Genomic DNA, 25959 nt, shown 5'->3' with positions numbered 1-25959 from the left:
GCCCCGCCAAACGCTCGCCGGCCGCGCCGAATATTCCCTCGATGGCGGAGCAGGGCATGGCCGGTATCGAGGTCAGTTCGTGGTACGCGATGCTGGCGCCGCGGGCCAGCACGCCCGAAGCGCTGGCGACGCGGATCCGGGGAGAAACCGCGAGCTGGGCCGAGCTGATCCGCGCAACCGGCATCAAGGCCGACTAGCGCTGCGGCGCGGGGCCGACCGCGCCTTCAACCGGCTTGCTCGGGCTCGCGATCGCGGGGCCGCACCACCAGCGAACGGCGCGGCAATTCCGAGTCGAGCACCAGCCGGCCATGCACGCGGCCGTTCATCCGCGTGATATGGCGCGTGCAGTCCTGCATATGCGCTGCCATCAGCTTGCGCACCTGCTCGGCATCGCGCGCGCGCGCCGCCGCGACGATCTTCTTGTGGAAGCGGACATTGGACGCGCCGAATTTTTCGTGCTCGCAGGCCGGCGTGTCGTTGCCGAACACCACCAGCTGCCGCAGCATCTCGTTGATCAGCTCGCAGCAGAAACGCAGCATCGGATTCGGATTGGCCGCGGCCAGGATGTCATGGAAGCTCAGGTCCTCCTGGCGCTGGTCCAGCGGCGCGGCGGCCGAGGCCGAGGTCGGGTCGCACAGGTCGATCGTGTGTTCGAGCGCGCGGAAGTCGTCCTCCGTCAGATGTGGCACCGCGCCGGCGGCCAGCTCCGGCTCGAGCAGACGGCGCACCGTATAGACGTCGGCGATGCCCACGTCCTTGAAGAACAGGTAGTTCTGCATCAGCTGGAACGTGCGGTCCAGCGGCACCTCGACGATGGTGCCGCCGCCGGCCGGACCGGTGCTGACGCTGATCAGCCCCTGCACCTCCAGCGACTTCAGCGCTTCGCGGATCGTGCTCTTGCTGACGCCGAAGGTCTGCTGCAGCTTGATCTCCTGCGGCAGCTTGTCGCCGGGCTTCAGATCGCGCTCGGTGATCAGCCGCTTCAGTTCCTCCGCCACCAGGTCGGCGCGCTTCTGCTTGCGGATCGCCAGAGCCGGCGCCTTCGCGCCGCGGAACGTCACCATGGATTGTCCTTCCTTTCGTTGATCGCCATGCCGGTGCGGCATGCGCCTTGCCGGTTCACCAAGGTCCATCGCGGTGCGCACGGCACCGCGTTCGCGCATGCCCGCCGCGTCCGTGGGCGCAGGTAAACCCTGACCGGCGCTTCATTGACAGTCGCGCAAACCGGCTTCTATGATGCCTTCAACCAGTTTATACGTATAAATAGAATAAACGGGTTCGATTCTTGCTGTAGCGCTGTTGCGATCCTGTCGCGTGCCGGACCTTCCCTTTCGATGGACCCCACAGATCCAAGGAGTGAGCTTTGAATCGTCGTGACGTGCTCAAACTCGGCGCGCTGGCCGCCGTCCCCGCATCCCTGCTGCGCGCCGGTGCCGTTCTGGCCGCCGACGATGCGATCGAACTCGGTTGCCCGGTGCCGATGTCCGGCCCGTTCGCGGCCAACGGCAAGTTCGCCGATCTCGGCATGAAGCTGATCGTCGAGCAGTACGGCAAGGTGCTCGGCAAGCCATTGCGCTACAGCGTGCTCGATACCGAGGGCAAGCCCGCCACTGCGGTGCGCAAGGTGCAGGAGCTGGCGCAGCAGAAGAACGCGCGCTACTTCGCCGGCGGCATCCTGTCGTCCGAATCGCTGGCGATGGGCAAGGAGGCCGAGAAGTTCGGCGGGGTCTTCGTCACCACCGCCGGCGCTGACGAGATCACCGGCAAGGACTGCAACCGCGCGACCTTCCGCTGGTCGGTGCCGACCTACGGCGCGATCGAGCGCACCGTGCGGCCGCTGATCGAGTCGATGCCCAAGGCGAAGCGCTGGTACACGATCACGCCGCAATACGTGTTCGGCGAGGGCCTGTTGTCGGCGGCCAAGAATATCTTCAAGGAGAAGGGCATCGAGCATGTGGGCAACAGCTACCACGCGCTCAACGAGAAGGAATTCAGCGGCTATCTGACCAACGCGATCGCGGCCAAGCCCGACGTGCTGCTGATCCTGAACTTCGGCTCGCAATCGGCCGACACGCTGCGCCAGGCGGTCAGCTTTGGCATGAAGAAGAACACGACGATCCTGCTGGCCTGGGCCTCGGGGCTCGAGCAGTTCGAATCGCTGGGCGCGGACCTGTGCGACGGCGTCTATTTCGGCGCGCAATACTGGCACGGGGTCGACACGCCGCTGAACCGCGACCTGGTGCAGCGCTGCAAGACGGCCTTCAAGGCCAATCCGAACTACAGCCTGGCCGGTTCCTATATCTGTACCAAGCTGATGCTCGACGCGATGGTCAAGGCCGGCAGTGCGGACCCGAAGGCCGTGATCGCGGCGATGGAAGGGCTCAAGTACGAGGGGCTGACCGGCCCCGAGGAAATCCGCGCGGCCGATCACCAGGTGCTGAAGAACTACTACCTGCTCAAGGGCAAGGCCAAGGCCAGGATGAAGGACAAGGACGACTACGCCGACGTGATCAGCGTCGGCAAGGCCTTCCTGCCGCCCGAGCAGACGCAGTGCAAGATGGCTTGAGCGATCCGGCTGATCTTCCCCCTTCTCCTTCTTCCGCTTGCGGGAGAGGGGTGGGGGACAGGGCAAGGGGCGCTTGCCAACCCCTGCGCTTCGCAACCAGCCCCTCTCCCCAACCCTGTCCCCCTGAGGGGACAGGAAGAACGCCGCGCCTTCGATGGTCAGAGGGCGCCATCCAATCCGACAGCAAAAGCGAAGAAGCGCTTCATGAACGTCTACCTGTTGCAGGTCATCAACGGGATCGGCATCGGCATGCTGTATTTCCTGCTTGCCGTCGGCCTGTCGATCGTCTTTGGGCTGCTGCGCTTCGTCAACTTCGCGCACGGCGCCTTCTATGCGCTGGGCGCCTATCTATGCTTCCAGGCGCTGCAGCTGGGCATGAACTTCTGGGCGGCGCTGGTGCTCGCGCCGCTGTTGATCGGCGCGCTCGCCTGGCTGGTCGAGCGCATGATGCTGCGCCACGTCTACGCCCAGCCCCATGAGTTCCATATCCTGGTGACGGTGGGCCTCGCGCTCGCGGTGCAGGAGCTGATCATCGTCGGCTGGGGCCCGCTGGGCGTCGACGTGCCGCCGCCCGACGCGCTGCAGGGCGTGGTGATGTGGGGCGACTTCATCTATCCGAAGTACCGGCTGTTCGTGATCGCGTTCACCGCGCTGCTGGCGGTGGCGCTGTGGTGGCTGCTGGAGGGCACGCGGCTGGGCAGCGCGGTGCGTGCCGGCAGCGAGTCGACCGAGATGGTGTCGCTGCTGGGCATCAACGTGTTCCGGCTGTTCAGCCTGATGTTCGCGCTCGGCGCCGCCACCGCCGCGATCGCCGGCGTGCTGGCCGCGCCGATCCGCGGCGCCGAGCCGTTCATGGGCGTCGAGGCGCTGGGCGTCGCCTTCATCGTGGTGGTGGTCGGCGGCATGGGCAGCTTTACCGGCGCGCTGATCGGCGGGCTGCTGGTCGGCGTGGTGCAAAGCCTGATGAGCACGCTGTGGCCCGAGGGCGCGCGGCTGATGATCTATGTTGCGATGGCGGCGGTATTGCTGCTGCGTCCGCACGGCCTGCTGGGGAGGGGATGATGGCGTATCGATTCTGGTGGCTGGCGCTGGCCGTCACGCTGCTGCTGCCGCTGACGCTGCGCTCCGGCACGCTGGCGACCGAGGTGCTGATCTACGCGATGGCCGTGATGGCCTGCAATCTGCTGCTTGGCTACACCGGGCTGCTGTCGTTCGGCCAGGGCATCTTCTTCGGCCTGGGGAGCTATTCGCTGGGCCTGGCGCTGACTCGTATCGCGTTGCCGGTGCCGCTGTCGCTGGCGCTGGCGATCGCCATCGGCGCGGGTGCTGCGGCGCTGGTCGGCTGGTTCTCGATCCGGCAGCGGGGCACCTACTTCGTGATGCTGACGCTGGCGTTCTCGCAGATGTTCTATTTCCTGGCCTATTCGGTGCCGTCGCTGACCGGCGGCGACAACGGCCTGCTCGACATCCCGAGACCCGCGCTGTCGCTCGCCGGGCGCGAGCTGGTCTCGCTGGCCTCGCCGTGGCAGTTCTACGGCTTCGTCGCGGTGCTGTTCCTGGTGGTGTTCTTCCTGGTGCTGCGCGTCACCGATTCGGTGTTCGGCCGCACGCTGCTGGCGATCCGCGACAACGAGGAGCGCGCGCTGGCGGTCGGCTACAACATCAAGGCGTTCAAGCTGCTGGCTTTCGTGATCTCGGGCGCGGTGACCGGCCTGGCAGGCGGCCTGCACGCGATGCTGACCGGCATCGCACCGCTGGCCAATATCGACTACCACGTCAGCGAGATGATCCTGATCATGACGGTGATCGGCGGCACCGCCAACGTGTTCGCCTCGGTGCTGGGCGCGGCGTTCTATGTGCTGCTGGCCGACTGGCTGTCGACGCTGTGGCCGCGCTGGCTGATGCTGCTCGGCTTCCTGCTGATCGCGGTCAGCCTGTTCATGCAGCGCGGCCTGTGGGGGCTGGGCACGACGATCTGGCTGCGGCTGCGCGGCATCCGCCGCGAGCCCGCCGCGATCGGCCCCGACACGGAAGCCGCCGCGGGAGTCGCCACGGAAGCAGTCACCGCAAGGGAGGAACGCGCATGACCGCCCCGATCCTCGAGGCCACCGGCGTGGTCAAGCAGTACGGCAAGTTCATGGCGCTCGGCGGCGTGGACCTGCGCGTGATGCCCGGCACCGTGCATTCGGTGATCGGACCGAACGGGGCCGGCAAGACCACGCTGTTCCATATGCTGACCGGCACGCGCAGCGTGACCAGCGGCCGCATCGTGTTCGACGGCCACGACGTCACCGGCGAAACCGACTACCAGCGCGTGCAGCGAGGCATCGCGCGCTCGTTCCAGGTCACCAGCCTGTTTCCCAGCCTGCCGGTGCGCGAAAACCTGCGGCTGGCCGCGCTCGGCACGCAGCCGCGGCGCGCAATGAACTGCTGGCGCCGCCCGGTCGGCGAGCTGTCCTGTACGGATACCGTCGAGCGGGTGCTGGAGCGGCTGGAACTGACCCGCGTCGCCGATGCCGTGGCCGGTGCGCTGTCGCACGGCCAGCAGCGCCGGCTCGAGGTCGGCATGGCACTGGCCGCGCGGCCGCGCGCGATCTTCCTCGACGAGCCGACCTCGGGCATGGGCGTCGACGATCTCGGCGCGATGAAGCGGCTGATCCGCGGGCTGGCCGAGGACCATACCGTCGTGCTGATCGAGCACAACATGGACATCGTGATGGACATCTCCGACACCATCACCGTGATGCAGCAGGGCAAGGTGCTGATGGAAGGCCCGCCCGACAGCGTGCGCGGCGACCCGCGCGTGCGCGCGGCCTATCTCGGCAACATGATCACCGGAGGGCAGCGATGACGATGCTCGAAGTGCAGGCCATCCATGGCTACTACGGCAAGAGCCATGTGCTGCAAGGCGTCTCGTTCGCGGTGGGCGAGGGCGAACTGGTGACGCTGCTGGGCCGCAACGGCGCCGGCAAGTCGACCACGCTGAAGGCGATCGCCGGCGTGGTGCCCCCGCGCGGCGGCCGCGTGCTGTTCCGCGGCAACGATATCGCCGGGCTGCCGCCGCACCGCATCGCCGCGCAAGGGCTGTGCTTCGTGCCGGAGCATCGCGGCATCTTCAAGCTGCTGACCGTCGAGGAGAACCTGAAGCTCGGTGCCCGGCGCGATTCCCCGTGGCAGCTCCACGACGTCTACCGGATCTTCCCGCGGCTGCGCGAGCGGCGCCGCAACAGCGGCGCGAACCTGTCGGGCGGCGAGCAGCAGATGCTCGCCATCGCCCGCGCGCTGATGAACCATCCGCGCCTGCTGATGCTCGATGAGCCGGTCGAAGGCCTGGCGCCGGTGATCGTCGAGGAAATCGTCGCGCAGCTGAAGTTGATCAAGGCGGCCGGCGTGCCGATCCTGCTGGTCGAGCAGAACCTGGAAGTCTGCACGCAACTGGCCGATCGGCACGTGATCATCGAGCAGGGTGCAGTGGTCTATACCGGCACCAATGCGCAATTCATCGCCGACGACGCGGTCAAGGACCGCTATCTCGGTGTGGGCCTGGCGGCCTGAATGGAACGACGTAGCAGACGAGAGTCGACGAACATGGCAGAAGACACCACCAACGACACCCGGGCCGGGACCGCACCGGCCGGCACCGCGGCGCTGCGGGTCGACGGCGCCCGGCTGTGGGACGCGCTGATGCGGCTCGCGCGGATCGGCGCGACGCCCAAGGGCGGCGTCTGCCGGCTCGCGCTGACCGATCTCGATCGCCAGGGCCGCGACTTCTTCGTCGCCGAGGCCAAGGCGATCGGCTGCACGGTACGCGTCGATGCGATCGGCAATATCTTTGCACGCCGGGCTGGCCGCGACGACACACTGCCGCCGGTGATGACCGGCAGCCATATCGATACGCAGCCGACAGGCGGCAAGTTCGACGGCAACTATGGCGTGCTGGCCGGCCTCGAGGTGTTGCGCACGCTCGCCGACGCCGGCATCGTCACCGAGGCGCCGCTCGAGGTCGCGGTATGGACAAACGAAGAGGGCTCGCGCTTCGTGCCGGTGATGATGGGCTCCGGGGCCTTCATCGGCGAATTCGCGCTCGACCACGTGCTGGCGCAAACGGATCGCGATGGCATTCGCGTCGGCGACGCGCTGCGCGAGATCGGCTATGCCGGCAGCGAGCCGGTCGGCGGCCGCGCCGTCGGCGCCTATTTCGAGGCCCATATCGAACAGGGGCCGGTGCTCGAGGCGAACGACACGGTGATCGGCGTCGTCACCGGCGCGCTCGGACAACGCTGGTACGACGTGGTGCTGACCGGCATGGAGGCGCACGCCGGGCCGACGCCGATGGCGCTGCGGCGCGACGCGCTGCTGGCGGCGTCCGAACTGGTCGGCATCGTCAATCGCATCGCGCTGGATCACCCGCCGCACGGGCGCGGCACGGTCGGCTGTCTGTCGGTCCATCCCGATTCGCGCAACGTGATCCCTGGCCGCGTGACGATGACGGTCGACCTGCGCGCAGCCGATGACACCGTGCTGTCGGCGATGGACGCGGCCCTGCATCGGGCCTGCGCTGCGCTGTCCGAACGTTCGGGCATCGACATCGACGTCAGGCAGGTGGTCTACTTTCCGCCGCAGCCCTTCGAACCGCGGCTGGTAGAGGCCGTGCGCGACGGCGCCGCGCAGCAGGGGCTGTCGGCGATGGACGTGGTCAGCGGCGCCGGCCACGATGCCGTGTATCTGGCCCGCGTCGCGCCGACCGCGATGATCTTCGTGCCATGCAAGGATGGCATCAGCCACAACGAGATCGAGGACGCGCGCCCCGAGCATCTGGAAGCGGGCGCCAATGTGCTGCTGCACGCGATGCTTGACGCCGCGCGCCGGCGCTGAGGGCGCTGCCCCGCTGCTTCCGCTGCCCGACATCGGCCTCCGACCTATACCGCACCGACCGGACCCCACGCGATGAAAATCCTGATCGCCCGCCTCAATCACGAGACCAATACCTTCTCGCCGGTGCCCACGCCGCTGGCATCGTTCGACCCGCGCTATGGCGAGGACGGTTATCGCGCCGCGCGCGGCACGCGCACCGCGGCCGGCGCGTTCATCGCGCTGGCCGAAGCGGCGGGCGCCGAGATCGTCGTGCCGGTGATCGCCGGCGCCAACCCCAGCGGCCGCGTCGCGGCGCAAGCCTATACCGCGCTGTGCGACGCGATCGTCGCGGCCGCGCCGGGCTGCGATGCGGTGATGCTGGATCTGCACGGCGCGATGGTGGCCGAGAACAGCGACGACGGCGAAGGGGACCTGCTCGAACGGCTGCGGGCCGTGCTGCCCGACGCGCCGATCGCGGTCGCGCTGGACCTGCACGGCAATATCACGCAGAAGCTGATCGACCACGTCGACGTGGCGGTCAGCTTCAAGACCTATCCGCACGTCGACATGTACGAGACCGGCGAGCACGCGGGCCGGCTGCTGCTCGACCATATCGCGGGCCGCACCAGGCCCGTGGTGGCCTGGCGCCGCCTGCCGCTGCTGACCCATACGCTGTGCAGCCGCACCGACCAGGGCGCGATGCAGCGCGCGGTGGCGCTGGCCAAGGAGGCGGAAGCGCAGGGAATGCTGGCGGTCTCGGTGCTGGCCGGCTTCGGCCTGGCCGATATCGCGGCGCCTTGCCTGAGCGTGATCGTGGTCGGCGACGGCGATGCCGCCGCCGCAGACGCGGTCGCGCAACGCATTGCCCAGCAGATCTGGGACGACCGCGCCGGCTTCGTCTACGACAGCGAGCCGCTGGCGCAGTCGATTGCGCGCGCCGCCGAACTCGCCGATGCGCCGGGCGAGGGCCCGGTGCTATTGCTCGATCACGGCGACAACTGCATGTCCGGCGGCACTTGCGACAACATGGCCGTGCTGCACGAAGCGTTGGCGCAAGGCCTGAGCGGCATCGCGGTCGGGCCGGTCTGCGATCCGGAGGCGGTGGCGGCGCTGATTGCCGCCGGCGTCGGCGCCACGGTGACGCTGCCGGTCGGCGACAAGGTCGCGCTGACCCAGCTCGGCGTCTATCCGCAATCGAAGCCGCTGACCGGCAAGGTCGCCGCGCTTGGCGACGGCGAATACGTGATCAGCGGCCCCACCTATACCGGCCAGCGCATCCGCATGGGACGCAGCGCGCTGCTCGATATCGGCGCCGCGCAGGTCGTGATCGTCGAAACGCCGCAGGAGCATTGGGACTTCGGCATCTTCACGCATATCGGCGTGGACCCGCATCGCGCGCGCTTCCTGCTGCTGAAATCGCGGATGTACTGCCGGCCGGTGTTCGTGCCGATCGCCCGCGCCGTCGTCGAGTGCGACGGCGAAGGCGTGACCAGCTCGCGCTACGAGCGCTTTCCGTTCCAGCGCGTGGCGCGGCCGGTTTATCCGCTCGATCCGCAGACGAACTGGCGGTAGAGCCCACAGCGTATCCCGCCGTCCCCGCGGACCGCGGGGGCGACGAGGTAGAAGAAGGAGGGGATCGCGCTCCCTCGCTTCCAGCCGAACCGTCAGTCCCGCAACTCCGGCGGCAGCTTGCCGCCGTTCCGCGCCAGTTCCTGCATCACGCGCTTGTGCAGCCACGTATTCATCGCGGCCGAGTCGTTCATGTCGCCGCTGTACTGCAGCTCGCGCGCAAGTTCCTTGCGATGCTCGAGGCTGCTGTCCAGCCCCAGCGCCTTCATCGTGTCGACGATCGACGTGCGCCAGTTCAGCTTCTGGCCGCTCTGCTGGGCCAGGTCGTCGAGGATCTTCTCCACATCGACCTCCGACAGCGGCGCCTGTGACGCCGTGGTGGCCGTTCCGCCGCCGGCCGCCGCCTCGCCCGTGCCCGTGCCCGCCGTCACTGGTGCCGTCGCCGGCGGAGCGGCGCTCTGCGTCTGGCTCGAAGCGCCGGTTTGCGGCTGCTGCGCCTGCGTGGACGCCTGTGTGGAAGGCTCGGGCCGCGCCTTGCCGCGCAGCCTGTTCAGGATTTCGCCAAAGATACTCATTGCAGATCCTCCGGTTGCGATGTGCTGCGGTGCAGCCAACGCGGCTGCGCAACCGCTCACGCAGGATCCGCGCCACGGCACGGCGCCAACTGGCACCGGCCGGCGGCCTTGTTCGGGCGAGTAGTTTTGACAAGCCGTGTGCCGCCGCTACAGGCGCATGCGGTCGAGAGTGGAGTGTCGATAGTGTCCGTTACGAACGACTGCAGCGGCTTCAGCGGCGACCACAGATAGCCCTGCCCGAGTTTGGTCAAGGCCGGCCGCGGCGCCCCGGCGGCGCTGACCATCTCGTCCAGCCGCTCCACCATGCCGGCGCGACACAGCGTCTGGGCCGATGCGTTGATGCCGATCGCAATGGGTTATCACGCCGGCGGAGTTCCGCAATCAATTCCGGCCCATTGCCTCCGGGCATTTCGATATCGCAAAACACCACGTCGAACGATTCGCGTGCCAGAACGTCCGGAATCCGGGACGTAAATGACACAGTGCGTGGTAATCCGAATTAAATATTATCGAATTCCGATCAAGAAAATTGGAAAGGCGACTTGCTGGCGTCAATCTGTTTGGTCGCCTAATAATTCGCGTGGCATGTGATTGATAAGCTGACTCGCGCAGAAGGGGAATCAATGCAACCACGGCGGATTGCGGCTGTCGTCCGGACTTTGCTACGGACGCAGGGCGTGACACCGGTACTGTGCCTGTTGACGATGATGCGGCCCGAGGCCGCGCTGGCGGCCTGCGATGTCGCCAATCCGGTCACCGGCCAGACCGCGACATGCAGTACCAGTGTTCCCAATCCGGCTGTAATACCGGTCGCCGCGGCGCCAGGCAGTACCGATGTCACCGTCAATGTCCTGACAGGCGCCGGCATTGCGGTTGGCGACGCCACTGCCGTGGCGGTGGGCGGGCAAAGCCGCGTAGCGAACCAGGGCAGCATCGCCACCACTGGCGCCGCCGCTATCGGCGTATCGCTCGGTGCCAATTCCACGTTGAACAACGCCGCGGGCGCGGCCATCGCGAGCCGGGACGGCCGCGCCGTCGTCACGACGGGCGGGCCTGCGACCATCGACAACGCGGGAACGATCACCGGATCGACGCGCGGCATCGAACTGGGCGGGGCGGCGACCATCGTCAATAGCGGCGATATCACGGCGACGGCGGGCACCGCGATCGCCACCGCCGGCGGCGCACCGAATGTCGGCGTGTCGATCGTCAATACCGGCAATATCGCCGGTGTCGGCACCGCGGTGCAGACCAACAACGGTGCGGACAATTTCGAGATGCGCGGCGGCACGGTGCGCGGCGCCATCCGGAGCGCCGACGGCGTCGACAATTTCACGATGTCGGGCGGCCAGATCGATTCGCTCGATCAGGGCGGGGCGCTCGACAATTTCACGATGTCCGACGGCCATATCGTCGATGTCTTTTCGAACGGCGACTTCGCGACGATGACCGGTGGCCGCATCGGGCTGATCGACCTGAATATCGGCAATAACGTGATGCGGATGTCGGGCGGCACCGTCGATCGCGACATCATCGCCTGGGGCAACAACGATACGCTGATCATGTCGGGCGGCAGCGTCGGCGGCGTGATCGATTTCGGCAACGGCAACAACGTTGCGACGGTGACCGGCGGCACGATCGGGCAGGGCTATTTCACCGGCGCCGGCACCGACCAATTTACCTGGGACGGCGGCGGCACCATCGGCGGCCAGGTATCGCTTGGCGGCGGTACCGATACCGCGATCCTGCGCAATTTGCGCGACGCCAATCTGGCCAACCTCAATGCGATCGATGGCGGCCGCGGGGAGGACAGCCTGACGCTCGACAATACGGTGCTGACCGGCGCAGGACGGCTGCGCAATTTCGAGACGCTGGCGCTGACCAACGCCAGCGCCTTGACGATCGATCCGGCGCTGACGCTCGGCGACGGCGGCGGCAGCGCAGGCGCGCTGACCATCGATGCAGGCAGCCGCATTCTGGCCGGCGGCATCGGCGCAAGCACAATCTCGAGCGCCAATACCGGCGGGCTGGTCAACGTCACCAACGCAGGGACCATCGATCTGACCGGCGGGGGCAACAGCACCAGCGACCGCCTGACCATTGCGGGCAACTACACCGGCAACGACGGACGGCTGCTGGTGCAGACGGCGCTCGGCGGCGACGGATCGCCGTCGGACGCACTGGCGATCTCGCAAGGCACCGGCACCGGCACGACGACGATCGGCGTCACCAATGTCGGCGGCCTCGGTGGCTTGACCACCGGCGATGGCATTCCGGTCGTGGTCGCGACCAATGGCGGCACCACCAGTGCCGGCAGTTTCGCGCTGGCCGGCGGCTCGCTGAGCGCGGGCGCCTATACCTACTATCTGTTCAGGGGCGGCGCCAGCGCAGGCACTGCGGACAACTGGTATCTGCGTTCGAGCTTGCCTCCCCAGCCAGCACCGGCACCCGCCCCCGCGCCCGCACCGGCGCCTGCGCCTGCGCCTGGCCAGCCGGAACCGCCGCCGCCCCCGCCGCCTCCGCCGCAACCGCAGGCGGCGCCCGGCACGCCGGCTCTCCCGCCGGCACCGCCGGCAGGGGCTGCACCGACCCCGTTGTACCGGATGGAAGTGCCGGTCTATGCGGAGCTTCCCGCCGTCGTGCGGCAGCTCGGCATCGAGCAGCTCGGCACGTTCCATGACAGGCAAGGTCGGCAATCGCTGCTGTCCCAAAAAGGCAGGGTCGCTGCCGCTTGGGGACGCGTGTGGGGCGGTCATAACGAGCAGCGGCAGGGCGGCGATGCGCGGTCCCGCTTCGACGGCAACATGGTCGGACTGCAGGTCGGCCATGACCTCTATGCCGATGCCTCCGCGGACGGCCATCGCAACCACTACGGCGCCTACTTCGGCTATGCGCGGGCGCGCGGCGATGTCAGCGGCAATGCGTTGGGATTCTCGGACTACAGCGCCGGCCGGATCACCGTCGATTCCTATAGCGTGGGGGGCTACTGGACCCATGTGGGCCCCAGCGGCTGGTACACCGACGCGGTGGTCCAGGGCAGCCGGCTGACGATCGATCCGCTCTCGCACCGCGGCATCGGCGCCGAGACCGATGGCAAGGCATTGGCCGCCTCGTTCGAAGCCGGTATTCCGTTGGCGCTATCGGCCCGCTGGACGCTGGAGCCGCAGGCGCAGCTGATCTGGCAGCGGGTGTGGGTCGATTCGCTCGACGATGGCATCTCGACCGTGTCGTTCCAGGGCACCAGCGGCTGGCTCGGCCGAATCGGCGCGCGACTGGAAACGTCGTTCGATTCGCGCGGCGTGCAGTGGCAACCGTGGCTGCGCGTCAATCTGCTGCGGTCCTTCGGCGGCAGCGACGAGGCGCATTTCGGCGCGACCACCATCGGCACCAGCGTGCGCGGTACCGCGGGGCAGATCGGTGCAGGCGTCGCGGCCAACCTCGGCAAGCACAGCGCGCTGTATGCGACGGTCGGCTATACGACCAATCTGGACGGCAATCAGCGCGATTCGATCTTCGGGAATCTGGGGATGCGCTGGCGCTGGTAGCAGACGCCGCCTGCGGCGCGCATCGCCGGCGCGGAGAAGTGAAAACGGGCCGCATTTCGCGGCCCGTTTCATCGGTCGTTGCGGCGAATCAAGCCGCCAGTTGCGCCGTACCGAGGCGGAACGTCGACACGGCCTGCTTCAGGCGTTGCGCCTGCTCTTCCAGCGAGCCGGCCGCGGCGGCGGCCTGCTCGACCAGCGCGGCGTTCTGCTGCGTCACCGTGTCCATCTGCGTGACAGCCTGGTTCACCTGCTCGATGCCGGCGCTCTGTTCGGCCGACGCGGCGCTGATCTCGCCCATGATGTCGGTGACGCGCTTGACCGCGCCGACGATCTCTTCCATGGTCTGACCGGCTTCCGACACCAGCTGCGATCCCTTTTCGACGCGCTCGGCAGAATCGTCGATCAGCGACTTGATTTCCTTGGCGGCGGTGGCGCTGCGCTGCGCGAGGCTGCGCACTTCGCCGGCGACCACCGCGAAGCCGCGGCCCTGCTCGCCGGCGCGTGCGGCTTCCACCGCGGCGTTCAGCGCCAGGATATTGGTCTGGAAGGCGATGCTCTCGATCACCGCGATGATGTCGGTGACCTTCTTCGAGGCACCGTGGATCTCGTCCATCGTGTCGACCACCTGACCGACCACGGTGCCGCCCTTGACGGCGATGTCCGAGGCATCGACCGCGAGGCGGCTGGCCTGCTTGGCGTTGTCGGCGTTCTGGCGGACGATGCTGGTCAGCTGCTCCATGCTCGAGGCGGTTTCCTGCAGCGACGCGGCCTGTTCCTCGGTGCGCTGCGACAGGTCGGTATTGCCCACGGAGATCTGGCTCGTGCCGGTGGCGATGGCTTCGGTGCCGAGGCGAACCTCGTTGACGATGCGCAGCAGATTGCCGTTCATCTCGGCCAGCGCCTGCAGCAGCTGGCCGGTCTCGTCCTTGCTGTCGACGTCGATGCGGGCGCTGAGGTCGCCCGCGGCGACGGTCCGCGCGATATGGACCGCACGATGCAGCGGACGCGTGATGCCGCGCGTCAGCCAGACCGCGAAGGCGATGCCGATGGCGAGCACCAGCACGCCCAGCCCGATCAGCCGGTTGCGCGCGGTCTGGTAGACCGCGTTGATGTCGCGCGCGGTCGCGTCGATGCTGGCGCGCTGGATGTCGAGCAGCTTCTGGATTTCACCCAGATAGGCGTCGCCGGCCGGCACGAATTCCTTCTCCAGCACGGTGTTCGCTTCGTCGGTCAGCCCCTCCTGCTTCAGCTTCGTGATCTTGCCGCCCGTTCGCTGACGATTGCTTCGGGGGTCGATGTCAGACAACGGCAGTTGGTAGAAAAACTTGAGGAGAGGGAAGTGAGCAGTGCAGTCTTACGGCAGTAGCGGACGTCGCGCGACGGCGTGCAATCGGTTCTGCTCTCTCGCTGGGGCGGGAGAGCAGAACGAACGGAGCGGCTCCTCGCTCAGTCCGCGCGGATCCCCCGCGTCCGAATCAGCTTGCCCCATTTGTCGGTCTCTTTCGCCAGATGCTGCTTCAGCTCGGCCGGCGTGCTGCCGATCGGCTCGGCGCCGATCGCGGCCAGGCGCTTCTGCACCGCGGGCTTGCGCAGCGCCTCGACCATCGCCCGGTTCAGCGTCTCGACCACCGCGGGCGGCGTGCCGGCCGGCACGAAGGCGGCGAACCATGGCGACAGCTCGTAGCCCGGCAGGCCGGCTTCGGCCACCGTCGGCACGTTGGGCAGCGCGGCGGAGCGCTTGCTGGTGGTGACCGCGATGGCGGTCAGCTTGCCGGCATCGATATGCGGCTTGGCGGACGTGATGCTGTCGAACATGTAATCGACCTGTCCGCCGAGCAGATCGGTGACGGCGGGCCCGCTGCCCTTGTAGGGCACGTGCAGCAGCTCGACGCCCGCCATCGACGTGAACAGCTCGCCAGCCAGGTGGATCGAGGTGCCGTTGCCCGCCGACGCGTACGTGTACTTGCCCGGCTGGCTCTTCGCGCTGGCGATCACCTCGGGCACGGTCTTCGCGCTGGTCTTGGCCTTGTTGGCGACCAGCACGTTCGGCACCACGGCCAGCAGCGAGACCGGCGCGAAATCCTTGATCGGGTCGTAGCTCAGCTTGCGGTACAGCGCCGGATTGACCGCCATGCCGTTGGCGACGATCAGCATCGTGTAGCCGTCGGCAGGCGAGCGCGCGACCAGTTCGGCGCCGATATTGCCGCCGGCCCCGGGGCGGTTCTCGACGACGATCGATTGCCCCAGCGTTTGCGACATCTCCTCTCCGAGCGTGCGGGCGATATTGTCCATCGCGCCGGCGGCGGGGAAGGGGACGATCCAGCGGATCGGACGTTCCGGGTAGGCTGCGTGCGCGGCAGGCGTGGCAAGGGCGACGGCAAGGCCGAGGACCACGGTGGCCAGCGTGAGCGGCTTGAGCGAGTTGAGCGACTTCATTGTCTCCGTTCCTTCGTGAAGTTCGTATTGAATGGGTAGGCGCGGCTATGTCGGTGTCATGCGCGATCGCGCCGGTAATGCGCGAGCTTGTCCTCGTCCAGCGCCAGACCCAGCCCCGGACCGTCGGGCAGGTGCAGCGCGAAATCCCGATAGGCGGGGCGTTCGACCACCACGTCGTCCTTGACCAGCAGCGGCCCGAACAGCTCGGTGCCCCAGGCCAGTTGCGGCAGCGTGCAGAATCCGTGCGCTGCGGCGATGGTGCCGACGCTGCCTTCGAGCATGGTGCCGCCATAGAGCGCGATGCCGGCCGCATCGCCGACCGCGGCGGTGCGCAGCATGCCGAAGATGCCGCCCGACTTGGCGATCTTCAGTGCGAACACGTCGGCAGCACCCAGGCGCGCCAGTTCCATCGCGTCCTCCGGCCCGGTCACCGCTTCGTCGGCCATGATCGGCACGACGAAGCGCGCCGCCAGCCGGGCAAGCCCGACGCGGTTCTCCCGTGCGATCGGCTGCTCGATCAGGTCGATGCCAGCCGCTTCCAGCATCGCGATGCCGGTGGCCGCGTCGGCCTCGCTCCAGGCCTGGTTGACGTCGACCGTCACGCGTGCACGGTCGCCCAGCGCACGCTTGATCGCCGCGACATGGGCGACGTCGTCGCGTACGGCGCGGCGGCCGATCTTGAGCTTGAAGGTGTCGTGGCGGCGCTCGGCCAGCAGGCGCTCGGCCTCCTCGATATCGCGCGCGGTATCGCCGCTGGCCAGCGTCCACAGCACCGGCAGCGCGTCGCGCACCGTACCGCCGAGCAGCGTGGCGAGCGGAACGCCGAGCCGCTTGCCCTGCGCGTCGAGCAGCGCGGTTTCCAGCGCCGACTTGGCGAAGCGGTTGCCGCGCGCGACCTTGTTCAGCCGCGCCATCGCGCCATGGACATTGGTGGCGTCCTGGCCGATCAGTGCCGGCGCCAGATAGGTATCGATGGTCAGCTTGATGCCTTCTGGACTTTCCTCGCCGTAGGACAGGCCGCCGATCGTGGTGGCCTCGCCGATGCCTTCGATGCCATCGCTGGCACGCAGCCGCACGATGACCAGCGTCTGCTGCTGCATGGTGGCCATGGCCAGCTGATGCGCGCGGATGGTGGGCAGGTCGACCAGAATCGCGTCGACGGATGTGATGGTGGTTGCCATACCTGAGGGATTGGATTGAGGATTCGTGGCCCAGTATGCGGCTTGACCAATGCGCTGTCCAAGACCGATGATGTCTGATTCCATACCTGTGAGGTATGGGTCACGGTTCAAGGAGGCCACCATGGAACTGCGCCATCTGCGCTATTTCCAGACCGTCGCGCGCGAACTCAACGTGACGCGCGCGGCCGCGCTGCTGCATATCGCGCAGCCGCCGCTGTCGCGCCAGATCCGCCAGTTCGAGGATGAACTGGGCGTGCCGCTGTTCGAGCGCGTCGGCCGCGGCCTGCGGCTGACGGAGGCGGGGCGCTTCCTGCTCGAACAATCGCTGCAGCTGACGCAGCGGCTTGACGAGATGATCGAGGGCACCCGGCGCATCGGCCGCAACGAGAAGCGCTGGTTCGGCATCGGTTTCGTGCCGTCCGTGCTCTATGGCGTGCTGCCCGACCTGATCCGCGAATTGCGCGCGGACCAGAGCGAGGTCGAGGTCGGCTTGACGGAAATGATCTCGGTGCAGCAGCTCGAGGCGCTGAAGTCAGGCCGCATCGACCTGGGCTTCGGCCGGCTGGCCTTGAGCGATCCGGCCATCGTGCAGCAGGTGGTGATGGCCGAGCCGCTGGTGGCGGCGCTGCCGACACGGGCCGCCCCGGGCGAACGCGAAGGTGGCGGTGGCGATGGTCCGATGGCACCTGCCGACCTGGCGCGGCGCGGGCTGATCCTCTATCCGGCGCGTCCGCGGCCCAGCTATGCGGACCACGTGCTGTCGCTGTTCCGGGCGCAGGGACTGCAGCCGCGCGTGGTGCAGGAAGCCAACGAGCTGCAGACCGCGCTGGGGCTGGTCGCCGCGGGGCTGGGCATCACGCTGGTGCCGTCATCGGTCCAGCGGCTGCACCGGGACGATGTCCGCTATTGCCCGATCGACGCACCGGGCTTCGTGTCCCCGGTGATCATGAGCTATCGGGCGGGCGATGCGTCGCCGTTCCTGGGCAGGGCGGTGGCGTGGGTGCGCCGGCAGGCCGAGGTCTCGGGCTGAAGCGATGGCCTCGCCGTTCGTTCATTCCTCGGCAAAGCAGTTGGCCAGGAAATCAACGACCGCCCGTACCGCCGGCAGCTGCCCGCGCCGATGCGGCATCACGACCGACGTCATCACGTGGCCGGCGGTCCAGTCCGGCAGCACCCGCACGATGTCGCCGCGCTGCAGTGCGGAGCGGCACACCGACAGCGGCAGGCAGGCGATGCCGAGGCCGGCCGTGGCCGCAGCGAGCAGCGCGGTCGATTCGTTGGCGGTCATGCGCGGGCGCGGGGTGACGGTCAGGGTATGGTCATCGCGCTTCAGCCGCCAGCTGGTCGCCATCGGCCGCGTCAGCAGCCCGTCATGGCCGGCAAGTGCCTCGGGTGTCGACGGTGGGTCGGCGGCGGCGGCGAGATAGCGGGGCGAGGCGACCAGAATGATCGGCTCGGTCGACAGCAGCCGCTGCACCAGCTCCGAATCGGGCAGCGGCGCGAAATGGCTGCGGATCGCGAGGTCGTAGCCTTCCTGCGCGACATCGACGAAGCGGTCCGACACATCGAGCTGGATATGCAGCTTCGGGTAGGCGAGGGCCAGTTCCGGCAGGCGCGGCGCCAACGTCTGCTGCGCGACCGGTACCGAGGTGGTCAGCCGGACCGTGCCGCTCGGCTCGGCGGCGCGCTGGCGCACCACGTCGTGCGCGGCCTCGGCCTCGATCAGCGCGGCGCGGGCGTGCTCGTGAAAGGCGCGGCCGACGTCGGTCAGCGTGAAGCTGCGCGAGCTGCGGTGGATCAGCCGCGCACCGAGCCGCTGTTCGAGCTCGGCGACGCGCTTGCTCAGCGTCGACTTCGGAATGCCGAGCTGGCGCGAGGCCGAGGCAAAGCCGCCATGCTCGACGGCGGCGACGAACAGCGAGAGATCGTTCAGGTTCAGCATGGGGTGGCAGCGGCGTATTAAAGTCCACCAGTATGGACATTGCGTTGAATTTTTGCCGACTACCGCTTCAATGTCCACAAATCTATAGTCTCTCCATCGACCCGATGCCCGGGTCATTCAACGGGAGAAACAACATGACCCCCATCCTTTTTTACGGTGTGCCGTCGGGATGCTCGTTCGGTTCGATCGTCGCGTTGGAATGGCTGGGCCAGCCGTATCGGCTGTCCCGGATCGAGATGCCGGAGGTGGTGACCAGCGAGGCCTTCCGCCGCATCAACCCGGTGGGAGAAACGCCGGCGTTGGCCACCGATGGCGGTGCGATCGTGACCGAAAGCATGGCGATCCTGAACTGGATCGGCGCGCGCGGCATCGACAGCGCGCTCGGTTTTGCCCAGGGCACGCCGGAGTTCGACCGGCTCAACCAGATGCTGGCCTACCTGAATACGACGTTCTTCAACGCCTTCGTGCCGCTGTGGCATCTGTACGAGCACGCCAGCGACGACACCACCAAGGCGGTGCTGCGCGAATTCGGCACGACCAAGGTCAAGAAGGCGCATGCGCAGTTGGACGCGATGCTGGGCGACCGTCCGTGGCTGCTGGGCGAACGGCGCACGGTGGCCGATGCCTACTTCGCCGGCATCGCGCGCTGGACGGACTATCACGGGGTGGTCAACCGGACCGACTATCCGAACCTGGACCGGCTCTATCGGAAGCTGCAGGACGATCCGGCGGTGCGTTTCGCGCATGGGATCGAGGCGCAGGCGGAGGTGAAGTCGGCCGGCGGCTTCGCCGGCCATGTGGAACTGGAGCAGGCCTGGGCAGAGACCCTGGCCGCGCGCCAGCAGCGGCTGCCGGCTTGAGGCTGAAGCTTGAAGCTTGAGGTTTGAGGCTGAGGCTGAGGCTGAGGCTGAGCCGAGGCTTGTGGCGCGGCCGGCGGGGATGTCGCCGGCCATCCCCGCAGTACCTTGGTGTTCGCTTACTCGTCGTCGCTGTACAGCACGCGGCCGACCACGCCGGCGGCGATCGCACCGACGATCGGCGCCACCCAGAACAGCCACAGCTGATGCAGCGCCATGCCGCCGACCATCAGCGCCGGGCCCGTCGAGCGCGCCGGGTTGACCGAGGTGTTCGAGACCGGAATCGTCACCAGGTGGATCAGCGTCAGGCACAGTCCGATCGCCAGTGGCGCCAGCGCGCCGTGCGCGCGTTGCGCGGTCGCGCCCAGGATGATCAGCACGAAGAAAAAGGTGGCCAGCACTTCGGTGGCGAACACCGGCATCATGCCGAACCCCGACGGCGAGCCGGCATCGAAGCCGTTGGCGGCCAGGCCGCTGACGGTCACGTCGAAGCCGGGCTTGGCGTCCATCAGCTGCAGCAGCGCCAGCGCGGCCAGCGCGCCGCCGATCACCTGCGCCACGATATAGACCGGCGCCTCCTTCCACGGGAAGCGGCCCGCGGTGGCCAGGCCGACCGTCACGGCCGGATTCAGATGGCATCCCGATACCGGTCCCACTGCATAGGCCATGGTCAGCACGGTCAGGCCGAAGGCCAGCGAGACGCCGGCGAAGCCGATGCCCAGGTGCGGAAAGGCGGCCGCCAGGACGGCCGAGCCGCAGCCGCCGAATACCAGCCAGAACGTGCCGAAGGCTTCGGCAAGGGGGCGCTTGAAGTGCATGGTTCCTTCTCCCGATTGAATATGGCGCGCCGCACGGACACGCGGGTGCGACGTCCGACAGGTCGCAGCGTGCGGGAGGATTCTAGGAGCCGGTTACGGCGATGTCATGACTCAAAGCGCACTCTTTGCAGTCGTTCACAATTGGCGAGGCTCGTGGGATGGGCCTCCGGCTGAGCCAACGCCAGTCCTCTCGTGCTGGCCGATGTCCTCGAATGCGAGCTTTCCGCAAAAGCGCTGGTGAGGAGCATCCGTGCGGCAATTCAAGTTTTCTCGGGCTCGAAGCAGGGCTGTACCTTGGTGCGGCATGCCGCGAATGCGGCGGCCGACAATGCCCCGTCGAAAGGGTCGCAATGCGTCAGCAAGCAGGCGCCGGTTCCGTACTTCGCCGAAAAGGCGTTGGGCATGTTGTTTCGCAGCGCCACCTCGAGCACGTGCAACGCTGGCGACAGGCGCATGGCAACTTCCATGTTGTGTGTGTAGCGGGCAGTGACGTCGAGGGTCGAGGGATCCGGTTCGCCATCGTGGTACGCATGCAGCCGAGCCGTCGAGAACGTTCGCTGGAGCGCGGGGTAGAAGCCTTGCATGGGAATTTTTTGTCCTGCTATACTCGGCGAGTAATCCCCGGCAAGGTCTTCTCCTGGCCACGACCCGCGCGAGCGGGGTGCCAAACAGTCAGTGCTCAGACTCCGGGGCTGGGATTTGAAAAGGGCGCCTAATAAGCGCCCTTTTCGCATTTGTGCGTGCCGACAGGCACGGGACCGATCTTAGCTTCGGGATGCTTGCGTTACATTCGCTTCCTGCTTGCAAGGCAATGGGGCTTGGTGCATTCCGATAGTGCAGCGACGAAACCGAACGCGCACTGTGTCGTTGGCTCGATCGCGTTTTCGCCGCTACTGACCCGCACCGCATCGCAGCATGACAACGCACGCACCGGCGCCGAAGATTTCGCATGCGGAGTCGGCTTGCGAGGGTCCCCGGCGCCGCGATCTTCCTCACTGCGAGAGCCGCATGTACAAAGTCTATTGGACCACCTACAACGCGCAGGGCGTGCCGACCGCGCATGCGGAGGATTACGGCTCCGATCAGCTCGCCGCGGTGCTGGCGCGTTGCGAGGCGCTGCGGGCGCGGCAGCGGGCCGGTGAGCCGGTCGGTTTCGTGACGATGGTGTCGGAGAATCCGTATAGCGTCGGACACCCCGGGGCGGCCGATGTCGAGCCCGGCTATGCCTGGTACAAGCGGCGGCCGCCGCCGCGCTAGATGGCGGGAGGATGTCGATGCGGAAGACGTCGACGGCAGCGACGGTACTGGCGATGACGCCCGGGCTACTGCACCGCCTCGATGTCCCCCATCCACGGGCCGAGCTCCCGCCGCAACGTCGATAGATCGATCGGCTTGCCGAGCACGCGGGCGCCGGCGATCGGCTCCTGCAGGTCCGCGCCCGCGCCATAGCCGGTCATCAGCACCACGTCGATATGCGGCTGTTGGGCGCGCAACGCCACGGCCAGCGCATCGCCGGCCATGCCCGGCAGCGTGATATCGGTCAGCAGCACGTCGAAGCGCCGGTCATCGGCCAGCAGCAGCGCTTCCTCCGCCGAGCCCGCCGCGGCGCAATCGAGACCGAAGCCCAGCAGCACTTCCTGCAGCGCCTCACGCGAGGGGATGTCGTCCTCGACCAGCAATACGGCGGCGGCCACGCCGTCGCGCCGGACTTGCGGCAACTGCGCTGGCGCCGGGCCGCTCGTGCGCCGATGGGCGTCCAGCACGGCCCGCACCGCGCGGGCCAGATCGTCGCGCCGATAGGGTTTGTTCAGCAGCGTCACGCCATCGTCCAGCTTGCCGACGTGGAAGATCTCGTCGCGCGTATATCCGGAAGCGAACAGCACCGGAATCGGAGGCCGCCGCTGCGCCGCGCGCCGCGCCAGTTCGCCGCCCTTGATCGTGCCGGGCATGATGACGTCGGTGAACAGCAGGTCGATGCCGATGCCGCTGTCGATCAGCGACCAGGCGGCGTCGCCATTCGGGGCAATGCGCACGCGATAGCCGAGCTGTGCCAGCATCTCGACCGCGGTGATCCGTACATCGGGATCGTCTTCGACCACCAGGATCGTCTCGCCGCCGCCGACCGGCGCGGGCTCCTGCTCCGCTGCCTCGGGCGTTTCGGCCTCGACACAGCGGGGAAAGAACATCTGCACCGTGGTCCCGCGGCCGACGGTGCTCTGGATCGCGATATGGCCACCGCTCTGCTTGACAAAGCCGAACACCATGCTCAGGCCGAGGCCGGTGCCGTGGCCATCGGCCTTGGTCGTGAAGAAGGGCTCGAACGCGTGCTCCAGCACGTCGGCGGTCATGCCGGTGCCGGTGTCGGCCACGCGGAAGACCACATAATCACCTTCCGGCCGCTCCGGCGTGTTGGCGGTCCAGGTATCGGCATCCGAATCGGGCGATGACACGCCGTCGAGCACGATATTGGCGGCAGAGATCGTCAGCGTGCCGCCGCCGCGCATCGCGTCGCGGCCGTTGATGGCCAGATTGAGCAGCGCGTTCTCGAGCTGGTTGCGGTCCGCCTTGACGTTCCACAGGTCATCGGGGGTCTGCGTTTCGACCTTGAGCGACTCGCCCAGCGCGCGGTGCAGGATCTCGGCCATCCCGGCAATCAAGCGGCCGGGGTGGATCACCGCCGGCGACAACGGCTGCCGGCGGGCGAAGGCCAGCAGGTGCGAAGCCAGCTTGGCGCCGCGGCGCACCGCGTTGGCGGCGGTGGCGATGCGGCCCTGCGCGATCGGGTTGTCGCCGGTTTCGGCGGCGAGCATCTGCAGATTGCCGCTGATGACCTGCAGCACATTGTTGAAGTCGTGCGCAATGCCGCCGGTCAGGTTGCCGATCGCCTCCATCTTCTGCGCCTGCCGCAACTGCCCCTCGGCCAGCGCCCGGGCTGCGATTGCATCGGCGACCCGCTTTTCCAGCGTCTCGGTCAGCTGCCGCAGCGCCTGCTCCGCCAGCTTGCGCTCGTCGATGTCGATCAGCACGCCAGGGAAGCGGTAGGGCTCGCCGTGCGAGTCGAACTCGCACTGGCCGTTGGCCTGGACCCACAGGTAGCTGTCGTGCGCGCGGCGAATCCGGTATTCGGCGCGGAACGGCGCCCCGGTGCGGATCGCTTCGTCGGTCAGCCTGGCCAGTTCCTCGATGTCGTCCGGGTGGATCACCGCGTTGATGATCGTGCGTGGCACGCCTTGCATCGCCTGAGCCAGTCCGACCGAGAAGGTGCGGGCGAAGCGTTCGTCGCCGGTCAGTGTGTCCGAAGCGATGTCCCAGACCCAGGTGCCAAGGACCGCGCCGGTATTGAGCGCCAGTTGCAGCCGTTCGTTGGCCTGTTGCAGCGCGCTCTCGGCTTCCTGCCGCCAGCGTTCGGTCAGGACGCGCTCGGTGGTTTCGACCACCACGGCGAGCACGCCGGCGGGGACGCCGTCGTCGTTGGCCACCGGGCTGTAGTACAGGTCCATCCAGACGTCCTCGGGGCGTCCATTGCGCAGCAGCACCAGCTCCTTGTCGCGGAAGGACAGCGTGCCGCCTGCCAGGCAGGTCTGCATCACATGCCGGTTGAAGTCGGCGACTTCGGGCCAGCCCAGTTCGACCGGACAGCCGAGCAGATAGGGATGCCGGCCGCCGGCGAACACGGCATAGGCATCGTTGTAGATCATGTAGCCCGGTCGGCCCCACAACAACACCATCGGCACCGGCGAAGCCAGCAGCAGCCGCACCGCGGTGCCAAGGCTGGGCTGCCAGCGTTCGATCGGCCCCAGCTCGGTGGTGGACCAGTCGAACGCCCGGATGCGCTCGGCCATTTCGCCGTGCCAGCCGGAACAGTCGTGGTGTTCTGCCAGGAATGGCATGGTGTGAAGCGAGAGTGGCGACAGCCAGATTGTGCTGGCGCAGAGTGCGTTTGCCAATGCCGGCGCCCCGGAGGGCGGTCCTGCGGCCCACCGCTATATATATAGAGGGGCGCGGAAGGTGGACTGTCGCAGCAGCGGATGGCGGCGCCCCGCCACGAACGGCCGGTCGCGCAGGGGGCGGAACGATGAAGCGCGGCGGCTGGAGCCGCCGCGCCGGTTTCAACGCGCGGCGTTCAACCGTGCGTCAGTCGCGTGTTTCCAGCGCGCGATTGATGCGCAGCGCCAGCACCGTGCAAGCGACGCCGGACAGCAGGTAGATGCTGACCGCGACCAGGCCGAACTTGACCGACAGGCCCAGCGCAACGAGCGGGGCGAAGGCCGCGCCGAACAGCCAGGCGAAATCCGAGGTCAGCGCGGCGCCGGTATAGCGGAAGCGCCGTTCGAAGTTCGAGGTCACGGTGCCCGAAGCCTGGCCATACGACAGGCCGAGCAGCAGGAAGCCGATCAGGATGAACAGGTCCTGCCCCGCCTCCTCGCCGCCGAGCAGCATCGGCGTGAACAGGCTGAACACGCCGATCAGCGTCGCCAGCAAGCCCAGCGTCGTGCGCCGGCCGATGCGGTCGGCGATCCAGCCGGACAGGATGGTGCCGACGATGCCGACCAGCGCGCCGGCGATCTGCACCTTCAGCACGCTGTTGACGCTCTGGGTCGCCTGCAGCGCCAGCCAGGACAGCGGGAACACCGTCACCAGGTGGAACAGCGCGTAGCTGGCCAGCGCGGCGAAGGCGCCGATGAAGATGTTGTAGCCCTGGCCGCGCACCATTTCCCGGGTGCTGATCGGCTCGAGCTCGCCTTCCTCCAGCAACCGGGTGTACTCCTCGGTCACCACCAGGCGCAGCCGGGCGAACAGCGCGACCACGTTGATGGCGAAGGCCACGTAGAACGGGTAGCGCCAGCCCCACGCCAGGAAGTCGTCGGCCGCCAGGTTGGCGTGCAGGTACAGGAACAGGCCGCTGGCGACCAGGAAGCCGATCGGCGCGCCGAGCTGGCCCAGCATCGCGTACCAGCCGCGCCGGTCGGGCGGCGCGTTCAGCGCCAGCAGCGACGGCAGGCCGTCCCAGGAGCCGCCGAAGGCCACGCCTTGCAGGAAGCGAAATACCGCCAGCATCACGATCGCGTTTTCGCCGAGCGCCGCATAGCCGGGCAGGAAGGCGATGCCGACCGTCGAGCAGCCCAGCAGGAACAGCGCCGCGGTCAGCTTGACGCCGCGGCCCCAGCGCCGCTGGATCGCCATGAACAGCGCGGTACCGAGCGGGCGCCCGAAAAAGGCGATCGCGAAGATGGTAAAGGCGTAGAGCGTCCCTTCCAGCCGCCCGACGAACGGGAAGAACACGGACGGGAACACCAGTACCGAGGCGATGCCGTAGACAAAGAAGTCGAAGTACTCGGAGGCCCGGCCGATGACGACGCCGGTGGCGATCTCGCTTGGGGCGACCGGCGAATGCGGTCGGTCGTCGCTGGCGGCGAGTGAAGGGAAAGGCGCTTGCGAATCGTGCGTGATACTCGACATGCTTCCTCGCTAAATCAGGATAGCGCTACGCCGGACGGACGCGCCCGCCAGGCGCCGCGACCATTGGGACAAAATGTCCAATTCTCCGCGCTTGCCGAATAGAGTACATTCCGCCTCGGTTGTAACAGCTGCGCCCGTCGCACCCGAAGCATTCGT

At 67.7% G+C, this 25959-nt stretch carries 20 protein-coding genes and 2 pseudogenes; 12 read left to right on the top strand and 10 right to left on the bottom strand.

What is annotated here, in order from left to right:
- Positions 1–5: 5 nt before the first annotated feature.
- Positions 6–197: pseudogene (locus tag FOB47_RS08390) on the top strand (tripartite tricarboxylate transporter substrate binding protein); the annotation flags it as partial.
- A gap of 27 nt (positions 198–224) precedes the next feature.
- On the opposite strand, the gene FOB47_RS08385 reads toward FOB47_RS08390, so the two are convergent.
- Positions 225–1064, bottom strand: coding sequence for a FadR/GntR family transcriptional regulator (locus FOB47_RS08385; protein ID WP_053823510.1), 840 nt, complete (start codon positions 1062–1064; stop codon positions 225–227).
- Positions 1065–1363: 299 nt separating this feature from the next.
- Between FOB47_RS08385 and FOB47_RS08380 the strand changes: the two genes are divergently transcribed.
- The 7 genes from FOB47_RS08380 to FOB47_RS08350 all read left to right on the top strand — a co-directional run bounded on the left by FOB47_RS08380 (position 1364) and on the right by FOB47_RS08350 (position 8992).
- Entirely contained in the window at positions 1364–2566 is a 1203-nt protein-coding gene (locus tag FOB47_RS08380; RefSeq protein ID WP_174780583.1) for an ABC transporter substrate-binding protein, read from the top strand.
- Between the two features lie 204 nt (positions 2567–2770).
- Positions 2771–3628, top strand: coding sequence for a branched-chain amino acid ABC transporter permease (locus FOB47_RS08375; RefSeq protein ID WP_174780582.1), 858 nt, complete (start codon positions 2771–2773; stop codon positions 3626–3628).
- Positions 3628–4653, top strand: a complete 1026-nt coding sequence (locus tag FOB47_RS08370) for a branched-chain amino acid ABC transporter permease (protein ID WP_082371849.1) — start codon at positions 3628–3630, stop codon at positions 4651–4653. Before FOB47_RS08375 ends, FOB47_RS08370 begins: the two co-directional genes overlap by 1 nt.
- Complete coding sequence (locus FOB47_RS08365; RefSeq protein ID WP_151022814.1) at positions 4650–5417, top strand: ABC transporter ATP-binding protein; 768 nt, start codon at positions 4650–4652, stop codon at positions 5415–5417. The genes FOB47_RS08370 and FOB47_RS08365 overlap by 4 nt, the downstream gene beginning before the upstream one ends.
- Positions 5418–5419: 2 nt before the next feature.
- Positions 5420–6121, top strand: a complete 702-nt coding sequence (locus tag FOB47_RS08360; RefSeq protein WP_174780959.1) for an ABC transporter ATP-binding protein — start codon at positions 5420–5422, stop codon at positions 6119–6121.
- 33 nt (positions 6122–6154) lie between these two features.
- The gene (locus FOB47_RS08355; protein WP_174780581.1) at positions 6155–7441 is read left to right on the top strand and encodes a Zn-dependent hydrolase; all 1287 of its coding nucleotides are present in this window, start codon (positions 6155–6157) and stop codon (positions 7439–7441) included.
- Positions 7442–7513: 72 nt separating this feature from the next.
- The gene (locus FOB47_RS08350; RefSeq protein ID WP_174780580.1) at positions 7514–8992 is read left to right on the top strand and encodes a M81 family metallopeptidase; all 1479 of its coding nucleotides are present in this window, start codon (positions 7514–7516) and stop codon (positions 8990–8992) included.
- A 92-nt stretch (positions 8993–9084) separates the two neighbouring features.
- On the opposite strand, the gene FOB47_RS08345 is transcribed toward FOB47_RS08350, so the two are convergent.
- A complete protein-coding gene (locus tag FOB47_RS08345; protein ID WP_174780579.1) occupies positions 9085–9564 on the bottom strand; it encodes a DUF3597 domain-containing protein in 480 nt (159 codons plus the stop codon).
- Between the two features lie 677 nt (positions 9565–10241).
- On the opposite strand from FOB47_RS08345, the gene FOB47_RS08340 reads away from it, so the two are divergent.
- Positions 10242–13109 (top strand): autotransporter family protein, encoded by a 2868-nt coding sequence (locus FOB47_RS08340; RefSeq protein WP_174780578.1) that lies wholly within the window; start codon positions 10242–10244, stop codon positions 13107–13109.
- 88 nt (positions 13110–13197) lie between these two features.
- On the opposite strand, the pseudogene FOB47_RS08335 reads toward FOB47_RS08340, so the two are convergent.
- From FOB47_RS08335 to FOB47_RS08325, 3 genes and pseudogenes are all read right to left on the bottom strand, one after another.
- A pseudogene (locus tag FOB47_RS08335) lies at positions 13198–14370 on the bottom strand (methyl-accepting chemotaxis protein); the annotation flags it as partial.
- 185 nt (positions 14371–14555) lie between these two features.
- Positions 14556–15545 carry a tripartite tricarboxylate transporter substrate binding protein gene (locus FOB47_RS08330; RefSeq protein ID WP_174780577.1) on the bottom strand — a complete coding sequence of 330 codons (990 nt, stop codon included), beginning with the start codon at positions 15543–15545 and terminating at the stop codon, positions 14556–14558.
- A 56-nt stretch (positions 15546–15601) separates the two neighbouring features.
- On the bottom strand, positions 15602–16726 hold the full coding sequence (locus FOB47_RS08325) for a muconate/chloromuconate family cycloisomerase (RefSeq protein ID WP_053823519.1): 1125 nt from the start codon (positions 16724–16726) through the stop codon (positions 15602–15604).
- Between the two features lie 121 nt (positions 16727–16847).
- On the opposite strand from FOB47_RS08325, the gene FOB47_RS08320 reads away from it, so the two are divergent.
- Positions 16848–17756 (top strand): LysR family transcriptional regulator, encoded by a 909-nt coding sequence (locus FOB47_RS08320; RefSeq protein WP_053823520.1) that lies wholly within the window; start codon positions 16848–16850, stop codon positions 17754–17756.
- A gap of 21 nt (positions 17757–17777) precedes the next feature.
- Here FOB47_RS08320 and FOB47_RS08315 read toward each other — a convergent pair whose 3' ends face one another.
- On the bottom strand, positions 17778–18668 hold the full coding sequence (locus FOB47_RS08315) for a LysR substrate-binding domain-containing protein (protein WP_053823521.1): 891 nt from the start codon (positions 18666–18668) through the stop codon (positions 17778–17780).
- A 134-nt stretch (positions 18669–18802) separates the two neighbouring features.
- On the opposite strand from FOB47_RS08315, the gene FOB47_RS08310 reads away from it, so the two are divergent.
- On the top strand, positions 18803–19528 hold the full coding sequence (locus FOB47_RS08310) for a glutathione S-transferase family protein (RefSeq protein WP_174780576.1): 726 nt from the start codon (positions 18803–18805) through the stop codon (positions 19526–19528).
- 116 nt (positions 19529–19644) lie between these two features.
- Here the strand turns inward: FOB47_RS08310 and aqpZ are convergent, their stop codons facing one another.
- Complete coding sequence (gene aqpZ / locus FOB47_RS08305; protein WP_053823523.1) at positions 19645–20343, bottom strand: aquaporin Z; 699 nt, start codon at positions 20341–20343, stop codon at positions 19645–19647.
- 260 nt (positions 20344–20603) lie between these two features.
- Positions 20604–20927: a hypothetical protein gene (locus FOB47_RS08300; RefSeq protein ID WP_174780575.1), complete on the bottom strand. Its 324-nt coding sequence runs from the start codon at positions 20925–20927 to the stop codon at positions 20604–20606.
- 424 nt (positions 20928–21351) lie between these two features.
- On the opposite strand from FOB47_RS08300, the gene FOB47_RS08295 reads away from it, so the two are divergent.
- The gene (locus tag FOB47_RS08295; RefSeq protein WP_174780574.1) at positions 21352–21600 is read left to right on the top strand and encodes a hypothetical protein; all 249 of its coding nucleotides are present in this window, start codon (positions 21352–21354) and stop codon (positions 21598–21600) included.
- 65 nt (positions 21601–21665) lie between these two features.
- On the opposite strand, the gene FOB47_RS08290 is transcribed toward FOB47_RS08295, so the two are convergent.
- Entirely contained in the window at positions 21666–24233 is a 2568-nt protein-coding gene (locus FOB47_RS08290; protein ID WP_174780573.1) for a hybrid sensor histidine kinase/response regulator, read from the bottom strand.
- 244 nt (positions 24234–24477) lie between these two features.
- Positions 24478–25803, bottom strand: coding sequence for an MFS transporter (locus FOB47_RS08285; RefSeq protein WP_053823526.1), 1326 nt, complete (start codon positions 25801–25803; stop codon positions 24478–24480).
- Positions 25804–25959 lie beyond the last annotated feature (156 nt).

This window comes from Cupriavidus gilardii, assembly GCF_013347325.1.
Taxonomy (GTDB): Bacteria; Pseudomonadota; Gammaproteobacteria; order Burkholderiales; family Burkholderiaceae; genus Cupriavidus; species Cupriavidus gilardii.
Note: the sequence above shows the minus strand (reverse complement) of the source record. Positions and strands in the feature narration are given on the sequence as shown.